Annotated in this window: 16 protein-coding genes; 7 read left to right on the top strand and 9 right to left on the bottom strand. The window is 72.2% G+C overall.

What is annotated here, in order from left to right; genetic code table 11:
- The 7 genes from ACWD01_RS30510 to ACWD01_RS30480 form a co-directional block, all read right to left on the bottom strand.
- Positions 1–202 (bottom strand): Ku protein (locus ACWD01_RS30510; RefSeq protein WP_451166280.1); only part of this gene is annotated, 202 nt, incomplete at its 3' end.
- 120 nt (positions 203–322) lie between these two features.
- Positions 323–1582 (bottom strand): PP2C family protein-serine/threonine phosphatase, encoded by a 1260-nt coding sequence (locus tag ACWD01_RS30505; protein ID WP_451166278.1) that lies wholly within the window; start codon positions 1580–1582, stop codon positions 323–325.
- A gap of 69 nt (positions 1583–1651) precedes the next feature.
- Positions 1652–1837 (bottom strand): hypothetical protein, encoded by a 186-nt coding sequence (locus ACWD01_RS30500; RefSeq protein WP_451166276.1) that lies wholly within the window; start codon positions 1835–1837, stop codon positions 1652–1654.
- Between the two features lie 74 nt (positions 1838–1911).
- Positions 1912–2403, bottom strand: coding sequence for a general stress protein (locus ACWD01_RS30495; protein ID WP_451166274.1), 492 nt, complete (start codon positions 2401–2403; stop codon positions 1912–1914).
- A gap of 95 nt (positions 2404–2498) precedes the next feature.
- Entirely contained in the window at positions 2499–3380 is an 882-nt protein-coding gene (locus ACWD01_RS30490) for a DMT family transporter (RefSeq protein ID WP_451166272.1), read from the bottom strand.
- Between the two features lie 3 nt (positions 3381–3383).
- Positions 3384–4658, bottom strand: a complete 1275-nt coding sequence (locus ACWD01_RS30485; RefSeq protein WP_451166270.1) for a glycosyltransferase — start codon at positions 4656–4658, stop codon at positions 3384–3386.
- 319 nt (positions 4659–4977) lie between these two features.
- Positions 4978–5865, bottom strand: a complete 888-nt coding sequence (locus tag ACWD01_RS30480; RefSeq protein WP_451166269.1) for a universal stress protein — start codon at positions 5863–5865, stop codon at positions 4978–4980.
- Between the two features lie 273 nt (positions 5866–6138).
- Between ACWD01_RS30480 and ACWD01_RS30475 the strand changes: the two genes are divergently transcribed.
- From ACWD01_RS30475 to ACWD01_RS30460, 4 genes are all read left to right on the top strand, one after another.
- Entirely contained in the window at positions 6139–7488 is a 1350-nt protein-coding gene (locus ACWD01_RS30475; protein ID WP_451166267.1) for an erythromycin esterase family protein, read from the top strand.
- A 41-nt stretch (positions 7489–7529) separates the two neighbouring features.
- Positions 7530–8213, top strand: a complete 684-nt coding sequence (locus ACWD01_RS30470) for a phosphoribosyltransferase (protein ID WP_451166265.1) — start codon at positions 7530–7532, stop codon at positions 8211–8213.
- 148 nt (positions 8214–8361) lie between these two features.
- Entirely contained in the window at positions 8362–8859 is a 498-nt protein-coding gene (locus ACWD01_RS30465) for a hypothetical protein (RefSeq protein WP_451166263.1), read from the top strand.
- Between the two features lie 72 nt (positions 8860–8931).
- Positions 8932–9261 carry a DUF6343 family protein gene (locus ACWD01_RS30460; protein WP_451166261.1) on the top strand — a complete coding sequence of 110 codons (330 nt, stop codon included), beginning with the start codon at positions 8932–8934 and terminating at the stop codon, positions 9259–9261.
- Positions 9262–9531: 270 nt separating this feature from the next.
- Here the strand turns inward: ACWD01_RS30460 and ACWD01_RS30455 are convergent, their stop codons facing one another.
- Positions 9532–10155, bottom strand: a complete 624-nt coding sequence (locus ACWD01_RS30455; RefSeq protein WP_451166260.1) for a hypothetical protein — start codon at positions 10153–10155, stop codon at positions 9532–9534.
- A gap of 366 nt (positions 10156–10521) precedes the next feature.
- Between ACWD01_RS30455 and ACWD01_RS30450 the strand changes: the two genes are divergently transcribed.
- The 3 genes from ACWD01_RS30450 to ACWD01_RS30440 all read left to right on the top strand — a co-directional run bounded on the left by ACWD01_RS30450 (position 10522) and on the right by ACWD01_RS30440 (position 12119).
- A complete protein-coding gene (locus ACWD01_RS30450; RefSeq protein WP_451166258.1) occupies positions 10522–11247 on the top strand; it encodes an IclR family transcriptional regulator in 726 nt (241 codons plus the stop codon).
- A gap of 36 nt (positions 11248–11283) precedes the next feature.
- A complete protein-coding gene (locus tag ACWD01_RS30445; RefSeq protein ID WP_451166256.1) occupies positions 11284–11631 on the top strand; it encodes a VOC family protein in 348 nt (115 codons plus the stop codon).
- A 167-nt stretch (positions 11632–11798) separates the two neighbouring features.
- Positions 11799–12119, top strand: coding sequence for a hypothetical protein (locus tag ACWD01_RS30440; protein ID WP_451166254.1), 321 nt, complete (start codon positions 11799–11801; stop codon positions 12117–12119).
- Positions 12120–12196: 77 nt separating this feature from the next.
- On the opposite strand, the gene ACWD01_RS30435 is transcribed toward ACWD01_RS30440, so the two are convergent.
- Positions 12197–12745, bottom strand: a complete 549-nt coding sequence (locus ACWD01_RS30435; RefSeq protein ID WP_451166253.1) for a DUF1062 domain-containing protein — start codon at positions 12743–12745, stop codon at positions 12197–12199.
- Positions 12746–13011: the final 266 nt, after the last annotated feature.

Raw genomic sequence — 13011 nt, 5'->3', positions numbered from 1 at the left:
CGACCTCGTAGCCCCGGGTGATCTCGTCGTCGGAGAGCTGCTTCCCGTCGATCTCGCAGACCTTGCGGTAGCGCACCCGGCCCATGTCCTCCAGGTGGACCTGCCGGAAGGAGATGTTGTGGTTCTCCGTGGCGGGCACGACCTTGACCGGGATCGTGACCAGGCCGAAGGAGATGGCGCCGGACCAGATGGGACGGGGCATGCGGAACCTCCGTGACAGCCGGCCCCGAGCATGGTCAGCCTACGACGCGACGGAGCGGGGTGCCTCGGGGGCGGGGACCCTCCGAGCGGCAGCCCGGACAGGGCGCGGCTTGCGTGTCCTTCATCCCGGGAGGCCGACGAGGGCCTCGGCCTGTCCGGGGGCGAAGGGGGCGGGGCCGTGCCATTCGAGGAGCAGCACGGTGGCGTCGTGGCGCAGGGTGCCGTGGTGGTGGTCGAGGATGCTGCTGACCAGGCGTCGGAGGGTTTCCGGGACGGGCAGGTCTTCGGCGTGGTGACGCAGGAGGAAGTCGAGGAACGCGTCGAGCCCGGATTCCCCGCCGACGGCGTCGCCGGCCTCGCGGACGCCGTCGGTGTAGAGGACGACGCGGTCGCCGGGGCGCAGTTGTTCGCGGTACAGGGTGGCGGGCAGACCGAGGTCGGTGCCCAGGGGGTGTGCCGGAGCACAGTCCAGCCGCGTGCAGTGGCCTTCGCGGATCACGACCGGCGGGTGGTGGCCGTGGCTGGTCCAGGTCAGCATCCCGGTGCGGGTGTCGAGGGTGGCGAGGACGGCCGTGACGTACGAGCGGTCGTACTGCTCCAGCAGCGTGCGCTCGATGCCCTCCCCGGTCTCGATCAGGCCGGCGCCGCGCCGGCGCTGGTTGCGGCAGGCGGCCACCGCCAGGTTGGCGGTCAGTCCGGCGGTGGTGTCGTGGCCCGTCGCGTCGAAGATCGCCAGGTGTACGAGTCCGTCGGTGGTGGCGTAGTCGTAGGCGTCGCCGGCGACCTCGTAGGCCGGTTCCATGGCCGCGCCGATCACCACGTGGTCGTCGGCGTACGCGCGCGGCGGCATCAGCGGCCACCGCGCCTCCCCCGCCACGTTCATCGAACGCGTTCGCACCAGGCGGGCGTGCGAGTCGCTGTGCGGGGACTTCGTGGCGATGATCAGCGCGATCAGGGAGGCGAGGCACTCGATGTCCCGCCGGGTGTGGGCGTCGTCGGACGCGCTGGTGAGGCGCATCATCCCCAGGCGCTCTGTGCCGTCCAGGAGCGGCACCCACCACTGGTGCCGGTCGGGTCCCTCGCGCCCGGGCCGGGGGACGAGGAGGATCTCGCCGTGCTGGAATCCGCGCCCGGCCAGGGTGGAGTCCACGCGCAGCTCGGGCTCCCCGACGTCGGCGCGTCCCGTGGCGCCGGGCCCGACGCCGGTGAGCGGCCGGAGTACGCCCTGCCGTACGTCGCAGAGGTAGATCAGGATGTCGTGCAGGCCGGCCGCCCCCGCGTACGTCGACACGCGGGTGGGCAGCTGTTCCAGCGTCGTCAGGTGGCTGTCGTTCAGCAGGCCCGTGATCATCCGGTAGGTCGCCTGGTGCCTCTGTGCCATCACAAGCCCTCCTGCATCACAGGATCCGCCTCGCCGGCCGTCGGTGCATTCGGCGGGGTCGGTCCCGCGTCAGACGTCCGGCTGACGCGGCTCGGGGCGGCCCCGGCCCTTCCCTGTGTCGTGGCGTCTCTCCAGGGAGAGGCGCAGGTCGAGCATGTCGAGGAGGAGCGCCAGATCGGCGTCGCCGTTGGCGTGTCTCTCCACGGTCTCCCGGGCGGCGCGGCGCTCCGTCCCCGGTGCGGGCCTTTCGTCCATGTCGGCGATCCGATCACGCCCCGGTCGCGTATGCATCCGGTCGTCCGCCCCACCTCGATCCAGCCGCCGTCACGCTACGGAGTCCCGCCCAGGCCCTCGCCGTGGAGGACGACCCGTGCCTGTTCCGCATGGCCGCCCCGCGCGACGAGGTCGTAGCGTGCCGCGGCCAGCGCGCGGGTGGAGGAGAAGTCCCTGCGTCCGCCGGTGGCCGCGTGTCCGGCCCAGCCCAGGACGGCGCCCCAGAGGGCTCCGAAGAGCACGCCTCCGAGGATCAGGCCCAGCCAGACCGGTCCCTGTGCGAAGAGCCCCACCAGCAGGCCGATCAGCAGCCCGAACCAGGCTCCGCCGGCCGCGCCCGCCGCGGCCGCACGGCCGCTGGTCAGCCGCCCCGTCACATGCTCGACCAGTCGCAGGTCCGAGCCGATGATGTCGAGGTGCTCCACCGGGAACCGCTCGTCGGAGAGCCGGTCCACGGCGGCCTGGGCCTCCTCGTAAGAGGCGTAACTCGCCACCTTGTTCCAGGCGATGGTGGCCTCGTCGGGCGCTTCCGGCTCGATTTCGGACATGCGACGCTCCTTCGGAGGGGAAGACGCCACGGGTAACCGGCCGCGGGAGCGCTAAACGAGCCGCCGGTCGCCTCCCCGCCCCGGCGGGGCGATGGTCATCGGCGGGGCGGACGCGTCGGCTCCGGGAGCTCCAGCCGTTTGAGCAGCGGGGATGTGTCCAGCAGGACGATGCCGCAGACCAGGGCGGCCACGCCGAGCGCCGACAGCGAGGTGGGCAGCCAGCCGGTGCGCAGCGTCTCGCCGAAGACGGCGACGCCGACGGTGACCGCGACGAGGGGTTCGGTGGCGTCGATGACCGGCATGCTCGCGGCCAGCGGGCCGGCCTGGAACGCGCTCTGGATCAGGAGCAGCCCGGCGATGCTGGCGCCGACGAGCAGGTACGTCTGCCAGGCGGCGAAGAGGGCGACGACGTCGTGCGCCACGGTGTCGACGGTCGCGGCGAGCAGCATGGACTGGATGCCCATGACGAGTCCGCCCGCGAGGCCGAGCAGCGAGGCCCTGGCCGGTCCGGTGACGCGTGTGCAGAGGGCCAGCGTCAGGGCCACGAGGGCGCCGACCGATGCCAGCGTGATCAGCCAGGAGCCGAGGGGGACCGCCGGGTCGCCACCGTGCGGGCGGGCGGCGGCGAGGGCGGTCGCCAGGCCGGCGGTCACCGCCAGCGTGCCGGTCCATTCCCGCGCGCCGAGCGGTCTGCGGCGCAGCCGCGCGGAGAGGGGGATGGCGAACAGGAGCTCGCTGATGATCAGTGGCTGGACGAGGCTGAGCGGGCCGAAGGCGAGGGCGAGGGCCTGAAAGCCGTAGGCGGCGAAGGCCAGGGCGATCCCCGCCCGCCACATGGGCCGGCGCACCAGCGTGCGCAGGAGCCGGAAGGACAGGGCGTCGTGGTCGGGCAGGCGTACGGCGGCACGTTGCTGGAGGACTCCGGCGACGGCGAAGCAGGCGCCGGCGGCGAGTGCGGCGAGGACGGCGACGAGCACGGATCACCCGCCCGAGCCGGCTGCGCCGGACGCTCCGGACGCTCCGGACGCGACGCCGCGCCACACCGGGAGGAGGTCCTCCATGAGCACCTGTTCCCAGCTGCGGTGCCGGGTCAGCACGGTGGCCGACGCGTTCCGGCCGATCGCGGCGCGCGCGGCCGGGTCGTCGGTCAGGGTCTTCAGGGCCGTGGCCCATGCCGCGGGCGTGTCGTCGTCCACGAGGACGCCGTCCTGCGGCGGCCGGGCGAGCCAGTGGTCGGTGCGGGCGCCGCGCGGCAGGACGACCGGTGTCCCGCAGGCCATGGCTTCGCCGACGACGTTGCCGATCGTCTCCGACCGGGACGGGAAGGCGAAGATGTCGCACCCGGCGAACAGCCGCGCCAGCTCCGGCTGGGGCAGGAGGCCCACGAGCGTCACGTCCGGGCCCAGGAGCCGGGAGACGCGCCCAGCCTCCGGTCCCGTGCCGGCGACGGCGAGGTGTACGGGGCTCCCCTCCGCGCGGAGCCGCCGCAGCGCCTCGGCGAGGAGCAGTACGCGCTTGGAGGCGTCGACCCGGCCGGCGAAGAGCACGAGCGTGCGGTCCGCTGGAACGCCGTACGAGGCCAACGCCGCCCGGGCCGTCGGGTCCGGACGGAACCGGTCCAGGTCCACTCCCCTGCCCAGCCCGCTGACGCGGCCGGCTCCGACGAGTGCGGCCATCTCCGAGCCCTGCGAGGGTGTGGCGACCATGATCCGGTCGCAGGCGGTCAGCACGCGGTCGCGGCGGCGGCGCACGAGGCCCGCGCTCAGCGCCGCCGGGTCGACGGAGCGCAGTGCGGGAACGCTGCGGAGGCGCCGGTTCACCGATTCGTGGACGAGGGCGTGGGCCAGTGCCGGTACGTCGGTGTGGACGGAGGCGACGAGTCCGGGGGTGGGCGCTCCTCCGGCGTGTCGCCGCGCACGGCGACCGAGGCGGGCGGCGGTGGCGCCGAAGGCCAGCACATGGGTCAGGTGCCACACGTCGTGGCGGGGCAGCAGCCGGGCCAGCCGGGGGTGGTGGGGCGCGAGGTCGGACACGTCGACGCCGCCCTTCCGGCTCACCAGGGCCGTACTGGCCACGGGAGGCAGCGAAACGAAACGCACCCGGGGGGACAGTGCTTCGACGCGGTGCCGGCGGCCGAGGACGTACACCGTCAGGTCGATGCCCAGCTCGGCGGGATCAGCGGCGGCCGCGGCCTCGGCGAAACGCTCCCAGCACTTGACCTGCCCTCCGGCGTCGGGGGTCCGGAGCAGTTCCATGAGCACCGCCACGGACAGTGGACCTCCGGGTCGGCTCGCCTGCGGTGACACAGCTGCCTCCTCCCTGTCCGGACTCGCGTCGTCCGGTATCGGCCGGATGTTCGTGCGGTTCGAGACGGCGCCGCGGCGTACGGGTCCGGACGGTGACGGTCGTCGGGCGCGGCCCCTTGCTGAGGGCGTGTCCGGTCGCAGCCGCTCGTCAGGAGATCGTCACGGCATCCGTGGCCCTGACGGCGCAGACTCGCCGACGCCCCGTGCCGTCACCGCCACGTGCGGACGGCCGGGCCGGCTCTCCGGCGGCTCGCAGCTCCGCGGAGACTCAGTACGCGCTGCGGGGAACGACGGCGACCGGGCAGGCGGCCGTGTGGAGGACTTCGGCGCTGACAGAGCCGAGGATCAGACGGCGCAGACCCGTCCGGCCGTGGGAGCCCGTCACCAGCAGGGCCGCGCGGTGCGACGCGTCCACCAGCAGCGAGGCCGGGCGCGCCCGTTCCGCCTGCACGTCGATGTCCAGCCGGGGACAGCGGTCGCGCAGGCGCGACGCCTCTTCCTCCATGGCCGCGCGCGCGGCGTCGTCCAGGCCCTCGAACTGTGCCGCCATCGCCGCCGGGCCGCCCGCGGCCTCGCTGACGTGGAACGAGCCGTGGACCATGTGCAGCCGGGCGCCGCGCACCTCCGCCTCGGCGGCGGCGAGATCCAGCACCTCCGACGGCATGTCCCCCACGTCCACCGCCACCACCACACGGTTCTCCGACGCGACGGCCGTCTCCCCCGGGCGCACCACGACGACCGGGCACCGGGCGTGCGTGGCGACCTGCCAGCTCACCGAACCGAGCGGCAGCCGGGGGAAGCCGCCGCTGCCCCGATGGCCGACCACCAGCCACCCGGCCTCCGCCGAGCGTTCCAGCAGCACGGCGCTGGCGTGGCCCTCCACGGCTTCCGAGGTGACCCGTAGATCGGGGAACTCCGACCGCACCAACGCCGCCAGCGACTCCATCGCCGCCGTCTGCCGCTCGAGCGAGGCGCGCTGTGCCGCCTGGATCTCCAGCGGCCCGACCGGCGCCGGGCCGTGCAGGACGTGCAGCAGATGCAGTGGGGCGCCGCGGAGCGTGGCGTGCTGGGCCGCGAAGCGCACGACATCGTCCTGGCCGGCGCCTTCGTCGACTCCGGCCAGGACGAGCCGGGAACCGGATTCTGTGGCATCCACCGTGTACCGCTCCCAGTTCTGGACGGTCAACACCCTCCATCCAGCGTCGCACTCGTGGGCCGCCGCCGCACAGCCCCCCGTACGGCCCGGCGGCGTCGGGCCCGTCCGCCGGGACCGGCGGGCCCGGAGGCATAGCGCGCGGGCCGGGGGCTACCCGCACTGCGGAGGACAGCGGGAGAAGACGGACGGCGGTTCCCGTGCCCAACGCCTCTCAGGAGGCCGCCGTGGGGCGCGCCCGTGGTCCGGTCGTCGCGGACACGAGGAGGCGCGGCCATGGAGTTCCCAGCCACCGACGGCCGGCCGGCGCGGAACGACAAGGGAGAGGGGACGGTCGGCGAGATACGGGCCGACGCCCTCGCGCTGACCGGCCCGGAGTCACTGGATCCGCTGCTGGCTCGGATCGGTGACGCCCGGTACGTGCTGCTCGGCGAGGCGTCGCACGGCACCGCGGAGTACTACCGGTGGCGTGACCTGCTCACACGTCGGCTGATCGAGGAGAAGGGCTTCTCGTTCGTGGCCGTGGAGGGCGACTGGCCCGACTGCCATGCCCTGCACTGCTCCGTGACGGCGGCTCCCGGCGCTGCCGGGGATCCGGTCGAGGTGCTGGAGGACTTCGACCGCTGGCCCACCTGGATGTGGGCCAACACGGACGTCGCCCGGTTCAGCCACTGGCTGCGCCGGCACAACACCCGCCTGCCGGCCGAAGAGCGCGTCGGATTCTTCGGTCTGGACGTGTACAGCCTGTGGGAATCGCTGCAGGCGGTCAACGACTACCTGGGCGAACACGACCCCGACGCGGTGGAGCACGCCGTGGGGGCGTTCCGCTGCTTCGAGCCGTACGCGCAGGACCCGCAGTCCTACGCCATGGCGACCCAGCTCGTGCCGTCCGGCTGCGAACCCGAGGTCCTCGCCCTGCTCGTACAGCTGCGGCGCAGGGCGGAACAGGCGTCCCGGGCCGACGGCAGCCTCGCCGAGTTCGCCGCACGGCAGAACGCCGAGGTGCTGGTCGGCGCCGAGCGGTACTACCGGGCGATGCTGCACGGAGGGCCGGAGTCGTGGAACATCAGGGACCATCACATGGCCGACACCCTCCAGCGGCTCATGGAGTACTACGGGCCGCGGGCCAGAGCGGTGGTCTGGGAGCACAACACCCATGTCGGGGACGCCAGGGCCACGGACATGGCGGCGGCCGGCCTCGTCAACGTCGGTCAGCTGGTACGGGAGAGGCACGCGGACGACGGCGTCGTGCTGGTCGGGTTCGGCTCCTACGAGGGCTCCGTCGTCGCCTCCGACCGGTGGGGCGGGCGCGCCCGCGCCATCCAGGTCCCGCCCGCCCGCCCGGGGAGCCCGGAGGAGCTGACGCATCAGGCGCTGCCGGGCGGGGCGGGGCTGTTCGTGTTCCCGAAGCGGGGGCGGGGCGGCTGGCTCCGGGAGGAGCGCGACCACCGCGCGATCGGCGTCGTCTACCGGCCCGAGCGTGAGAAGTGGGGCAACTACGTGTCCACGGTCCTCGGCGAACGCTACGACGCCTTCTGCTTCCTCGACCGCACCACCGCCCTCACCCCGCTCCACACCGCCCCGGCCGACACGCGGGAGGAGGAGACCTGGCCGACCGGTGTGTGAGCACCGGCCGCGACGCAGCAGCACCAGCCCGGAGGAATGCCATGTACTTCCACGACCACCGTCACGCCGGCCAGGAACTCGCCGTGAGACTGCTCGAATGGGCGGCCTCCGGGGACCTCACGAACGCGCTCGTCCTGGCCCTGCCGCGGGGCGGCGTGCCCGTCGCCGCGGAGGTCGCCGACGCCCTCAAGGTGCCGTTGGACGTGCTGGTGGCCCGTAAGATCGGCGTCCCCGGCCGTCCGGAGACCGGTATCGGGGCGATCGCCGGCGACGACCCGCCGGTCTACGACCCGCGGTCCCTCAGGATGCTCGGCCTGACCGAGTCGGACCTCACGGGCGACGTGACCCGCGAGCGGGCGGAGTTGCACCGCCGTGAGGAGCTGTACCGGGGCGGACGTCCGGCGCCCGAGTACGAGGGCAGGACCGTCATCGTCGTCGACGACGGGCTCGCCACCGGCGTCACCGCCCGTGCCGCCCTGCGGAATCTGCGGTCCAAGAACCCGGGCCGGCTGATCCTCGCGGTGCCGGTCGGCTCCCCGCAGGCCGTCGAAGCGCTGCGGCAGGACACCGACGACATCGTGTGCCTGCATCAGCCGAGCGCCTTCCGGGCCGTCGGCGAGTGGTACGAGGACTTCGCCCAGGTCTCCGACGACGAGGTGATCGCCACGCTGGCCCGCTTCGGCAGCTCGTCGGCTCAGGGCCCCGGCCGGGAGCCCGCGCCCTGAGCGCCCACCCGCCGTGCGCTGTGTCACCGGGGGAACGACGGGTACCGGTACGGGGCCTGCCGCACTCCGCGAGGGAGGCCGTGTGTGACCCACCTGCCGTACAGCTCTCGGCGGCCGTCCGGCCGTGCCGACAGCGAAGGAGCACACCATGGTGCGCAAGAAGATGGAAGGCGACGAGGACCAGCGCCGTGCGGCGGCCCACGAGGCCGAACGGGCCGGGCAGTCACCGAGCGCCGAGGGAACGACGACCGGGGCGTCCAAGCAGAGCACGCACATGCCGCACAGTGCCACCCTCACGCACGAGGAGAAGACCGCCCCGATCCACCGCGGCAAGCAGGGCTCCCGCACCGGCGGTTCGGCGAGCCGTGCCGCCCCCGCCGAGAAGACGGAACCGGCGTTCCCGGGCCGGGGCCGCGACTACACCGAGGACCATGAGCAGGTCTTCCGCTGCCTCGTCCGCGTCCAGCAGGAGCACGGCGGCGAAGGCGCCCACCTGGACGAGATCGCCCGTGCCGCCGGACGCACTACGGACGAGACGCGGCCGCTGCTGCACGACCTCGTCGTCACCCACCGTCTCGTCACCGAACTGGGCGGATCCGACACTCCTGACCTCGGCCCCCGCTACGAGGCGAAGCCACGGCACTGAGCGGACCGGACCGGGCCCAGCGGCACGCGCTGCGGCCGTCCGGATGCCGGAAGAGAGGAAGGGAACAACACCATGACGTCTCCCCGTCGCCGCCGCCCGGACCCGGTTCCCCGCTCGCGTTCGGGGATGATCGGGCGGCGGTACGAAAGGACCGGGACCGAACCTGTCACGGCTCGTAGCGCGCTTGGGCTGCGTCTGGTGCTGTCCTGCGCCGGAGTGGTGTTGTTCGCCGCGCTCACGGCGCTGTTCGTGGTGTGGACGGCGGCGGCCGGTCCGGGCGACTCCCCGAGCCGCTGGGAACTGGGCCTGCTCGCCGGTGGCTGCGGTCTCCTGACGATCGTCGCGGCCGTCGACCTCGTCGTCATTCTCCGCAGACGCGCCCGGGAGCGCCCCCGCGGGTGAACTCCCGGCAGGCGCACAGGAGCCAGGCCGACCGGGCCCGGCCGGCGGTCCAACCACCTTGTCCGATCGCCCACTTGGGCTGTCGCGGGGGCTATACCTGTGCCGCTGTACCCAAGGGCAGGGTCTCCTCGAGGATCCCCGGCGCCTGGCGTCGTGATCGCTGCTGGTCGGTCTGCCGGTGCCGGGAGAGGCCGCCCGCCGGTGGGCGGGCGGCCTGCCGCACCTTCAGAAGCGCCGCCGGCGGTCAGCAGCCTCCCTGGGCCGTCCTGTTCAGCGCGCATCGGCCGCTTCGGAGAGCACCGGAGGCTCGTCGCGGCCGGCCGGTGAAGCTTTCCGCACGCCGGGCTCGACGTTGCCATCCAGCGTGGGCAGCGGGTTGTAGATGAGCGCGAGGTGCAGCCCGTAGACCCAGTGCCAGACGAACACGGTGAGGATGTACGTGCCGCCGAGGTCGAGGCTGAGGAAACCGGGGTCGGCGCCCCGTGCGGGGCCGTAGACCTGGGGGGTCATGAAGGCGACGCTGATGACGGAGAGCACGGTGCCGAAGACGAGTCCCTTGGCCATGTTGCCCATCGGCGTGTTCCGCCAGGGCAGCGCGGGGTGCAGGGCGCAGGCGAAGACCACGGCGAACACGATGCCGTCGAGGTAGTGGAACACGCCTCCCGTGACGAACTTGGCGAGGGGCGAGCCGAAGGGCGCGTAGACCCAGCCGTTCGCGGTGTTCCAGTCCAGCCTGGTCAGCCCGATGCCGGGGAACCAGTAGCCGAATATGGTCGCCACGTGGGTCGCGACGACGCCGGCGACCACCGCGGCGAGGACGCGGTGATTGGTGGCCCAGATGCGCCACCACTGGATGCTTTCGTTGGGAGTGCCTGCTGTGCGGCTCTGCAGCATTGGAGTGCCGATCCGTGAGGTCTGAACGCCCTGTCGCTTCACGGGTGGTGCAGGGTGAAGGGAGAAGGGGCAGGTGAAGGAGGAGCTGCCGCGGCGAGGGTCGGGTCACCTGTGCCGGCGGTGCGCGGGGGCTGAAGGCCTGGTCAACGGATGGAGAGAAGCCCCACCAGCCCCCTGTTCCGATTACCGGTGTTACGATCTCGTTTATCGGTAGTGACAGTGTGCAGTGGAGGGTCGACCCCGTCAACAGGCGAGCGACATCTCTCGTTGACGGCGCCGTCTCTCGTCAACACGGCCGCGAGAAGGTCACTATCGTGGCCCTCACCGGCCGACAACGTGTCGCGGCACGGCGAACAAGGGGTTTCAATGCCGGAGATTTCCAAGACCGCCGACCAGGCGCTCCTGCTGCTGCTGAGCATCAGCGAGGGGGGCCGGGGCACCGCCGCGGCACTCGCGGACCGACTGGGTATGCACCGCACCGTCGCCCACCGGCTCCTGGCGACGCTGGAGCAGCGCGGCTTCGTACGGCGGCAGCCCGGCGGATACGAGTTGGGGATGGTTCTGCGGCAGCTCGCGGCGAGCGTCGAACCCGAACTGCTGCACATCTCGCGGCCGATCATGGAGAAGCTGACGGCGGCCACCGGGGAGGCGACGGTCCTCAGCATGCGCGAGGGCAACGACCTCGTCACGGCCGACATCGTGCCCGGCGCCCGCCATCTGGTGCGCGTCGCACTGGATCCCGGCTTCCGACACCCCCTCCACGTGGGCGCGGCTGGTCGCGCGATCCTCGCCTTCCTGCCCGACCGGATCCGGCGGCCGCTCATCGAGAACAGCCCCGCGCCGGACGCGCTGGTCGCGCAGCTGGAGGAGATCCGTAAGGCGGGATACGCGTACTCCCGCGACGAGTTGCAGGAGGGTGTCAGCGGCGTCGCCGTTCCGGTCTTCTCCGCGGGCTTCGTCACCGCGAGCCTGAGCATGGTGGTTCCCATCAACCGGGACGCCGAGCTGCAGAACTGGATCACCGACATGTCCGTGGCGGCGGAACAGATGAGCCACGAGTTGGACGCCGCGCGCCGGCAGCCCACCGAGTAGTCCCAGGAACACCGCCCATCGCATCAGGAGTCGTCAATGGCCGTTCGCCGTGTCGTGCCCGTCTTCCGGTCGGACGCGAAGGAGGAGAACCGGGAGTTCTACGGTCTGCTGGGTTTCGAGGAGGTCATGAACCTCGGCTGGATCTCGACAGTCGCCTCACCGTCCGCTCCGGCTGCACAGGTGAGCTTCATGGCCGCCGACAAGACCGCGCCGGTCACGCCCGACATGAGTGTCGAGGTGGACGACGTCGACGCGGCGTACACGGCGGTACGGGACAGCGGCGCGGAAATCGTGCACCCCTTGCAGGACGAGGAGTGGGGCGTCCGCCGGTTCTTCGTCCGCGACCCCGACGGCCGGGTGATCAATGTGCTGGGCCACCGCTGACATCGCGGCCGCGGCGTCACCTGCCTCAGTGCGGGGCTCGTAACCTTGCGGCCATGGCCGACGTATACGAGTTCCAGCTCACCCTCGACCTCCCGGACTCGCTTCCCGCGTAGGAACTCGCGCTGCTCCGCTGGCACTTGGGAGACGAGGGCGGCGACTGCCAGGGAGTGTACGCGTACCCGCTGTGGGACGCCCGGGGGCCGGCGCGGCGCATCGGGGGCGCCCTCGTTGGTGAGTTGCGGTCCGACGGCCGGGGATGGACACTGACCGTCCGTCAGGAATCCCATCCCGACGAGTTCGAGGACCTGCGCACGATCGTGCTGTGGCTCGGCGCCCGTACGACGAGCACGGGCGCCGTCGGGTACGTCCGCTTCTACGAGGACCATGTGCCCGATGTCCTGATCGCCGCGGCCGGATCCGTGCGCCGTATGACGCTGCGGGTGGATCGCGTCTCCGAGCCCAACGCCGGTGTGCTGCCCGACGCGTAGTCCGGTGACAGGCAGGACTCGGCCGCCAGGGCCTGTCCGGCGGATCACGCCGGACAGGCCCGTGGCCCCGTGGAGGCTCAGCGCTTGAGCATGAAGGTGAAGTCGCCGGAGACCCTGCCGCTCAGCCGGACCGCCGAAACGAGCTTCCCCTCACTGATCAGCCTTTCGGCCTCGGCCCGCGAAAGACCGCAGCCCTCAGAGATCAGTCGCACCGGCCGGACAGGTATCCGTGCCGCGAAGCGGACCGAGACGTCGATCACCTCGCGTTCGAGGTGATCCGGTCCGCCGGTGTCGAGGCGCCAGCCGTTGCCCCAGTCAAGGGCGATGCGATTACGGCGCCGCACGACCGGATCCTGGAGTAGTTCAGCCGTCAGGCCGAGGTCGTTGCCATGCAGCCGGTCCAGCAGCTCAGGTCGTACGGAGCGCACGTTCGTCCGCTCCAGGACCGTGAGCTTCGCTGCTTCCCCGCAAGCGGTACAGAGCGCGAGGAGCCAGGCGTCGATGAGCTTGTGGTGTGCGTTGACGCGGAATTTACCGCTTGCCCGGAAACGCTCGGACGCGCATGTGTGGCAACGACGGCGAACGAGCGGCAGGCAGGTGGGCACGACCACCCAGTTTTCGAGCACAGAAGTACACCGGTTTCAGTGAGAAGTCCGCAGCAAAAAGGAGCGCGGCGCAGATGCGCGACGCGCGACAGATCAGCGCTCGGGAGGTCTCACACGGTGTACAACGGCACGTCCTTGCGTGGGCGACATGGCTCGGCAGCACGGTAATGGCGCAACGCGGCGCTGCTCCACCGATTTCCGAGCGCCTCAACGCCAGGGCGTGGGGCCCCACTTGTCGTACCTCATGGCCACGGGCAGACGAGTCCACCGGCCCGCTCCCGTCGACA

It is taken from the genome of Streptomyces sp. NPDC002835 (genome assembly GCF_053591995.1).
The sequence above is the reverse complement of the archived record's forward strand: the minus strand, read 5'-3'. Positions and strand labels throughout refer to the sequence as shown.

Bases quoted from the DNA above. Each gene is read 5' to 3' on its own strand.
- ACWD01_RS30470 (WP_451166265.1), top strand. From the start codon at position 7,530: ATGTACTTCCACGACCACCGTCACGCCGGCCAGGAACTCGCCGTGAGA.
- ACWD01_RS30455 (WP_451166260.1), bottom strand. From the start codon at position 10,155: ATGCTGCAGAGCCGCACAGCAGGCACTCCCAACGAAAGCATCCAGTGG.
- ACWD01_RS30475 (WP_451166267.1), top strand. From the start codon at position 6,139: ATGGAGTTCCCAGCCACCGACGGCCGGCCGGCGCGGAACGACAAGGGA.
- ACWD01_RS30485 (WP_451166270.1), bottom strand. From the start codon at position 4,658: ATGGAACTGCTCCGGACCCCCGACGCCGGAGGGCAGGTCAAGTGCTGG.
- ACWD01_RS30495 (WP_451166274.1), bottom strand. From the start codon at position 2,403: ATGTCCGAAATCGAGCCGGAAGCGCCCGACGAGGCCACCATCGCCTGG.
- ACWD01_RS30465 (WP_451166263.1), top strand. From the start codon at position 8,362: ATGGTGCGCAAGAAGATGGAAGGCGACGAGGACCAGCGCCGTGCGGCG.
- ACWD01_RS30460 (WP_451166261.1), top strand. From the start codon at position 8,932: ATGACGTCTCCCCGTCGCCGCCGCCCGGACCCGGTTCCCCGCTCGCGT.
- ACWD01_RS30500 (WP_451166276.1), bottom strand. From the start codon at position 1,837: ATGGACGAAAGGCCCGCACCGGGGACGGAGCGCCGCGCCGCCCGGGAG.
- ACWD01_RS30445 (WP_451166256.1), top strand. From the start codon at position 11,284: ATGGCCGTTCGCCGTGTCGTGCCCGTCTTCCGGTCGGACGCGAAGGAG.
- ACWD01_RS30505 (WP_451166278.1), bottom strand. From the start codon at position 1,582: ATGGCACAGAGGCACCAGGCGACCTACCGGATGATCACGGGCCTGCTG.
- ACWD01_RS30450 (WP_451166258.1), top strand. From the start codon at position 10,522: ATGCCGGAGATTTCCAAGACCGCCGACCAGGCGCTCCTGCTGCTGCTG.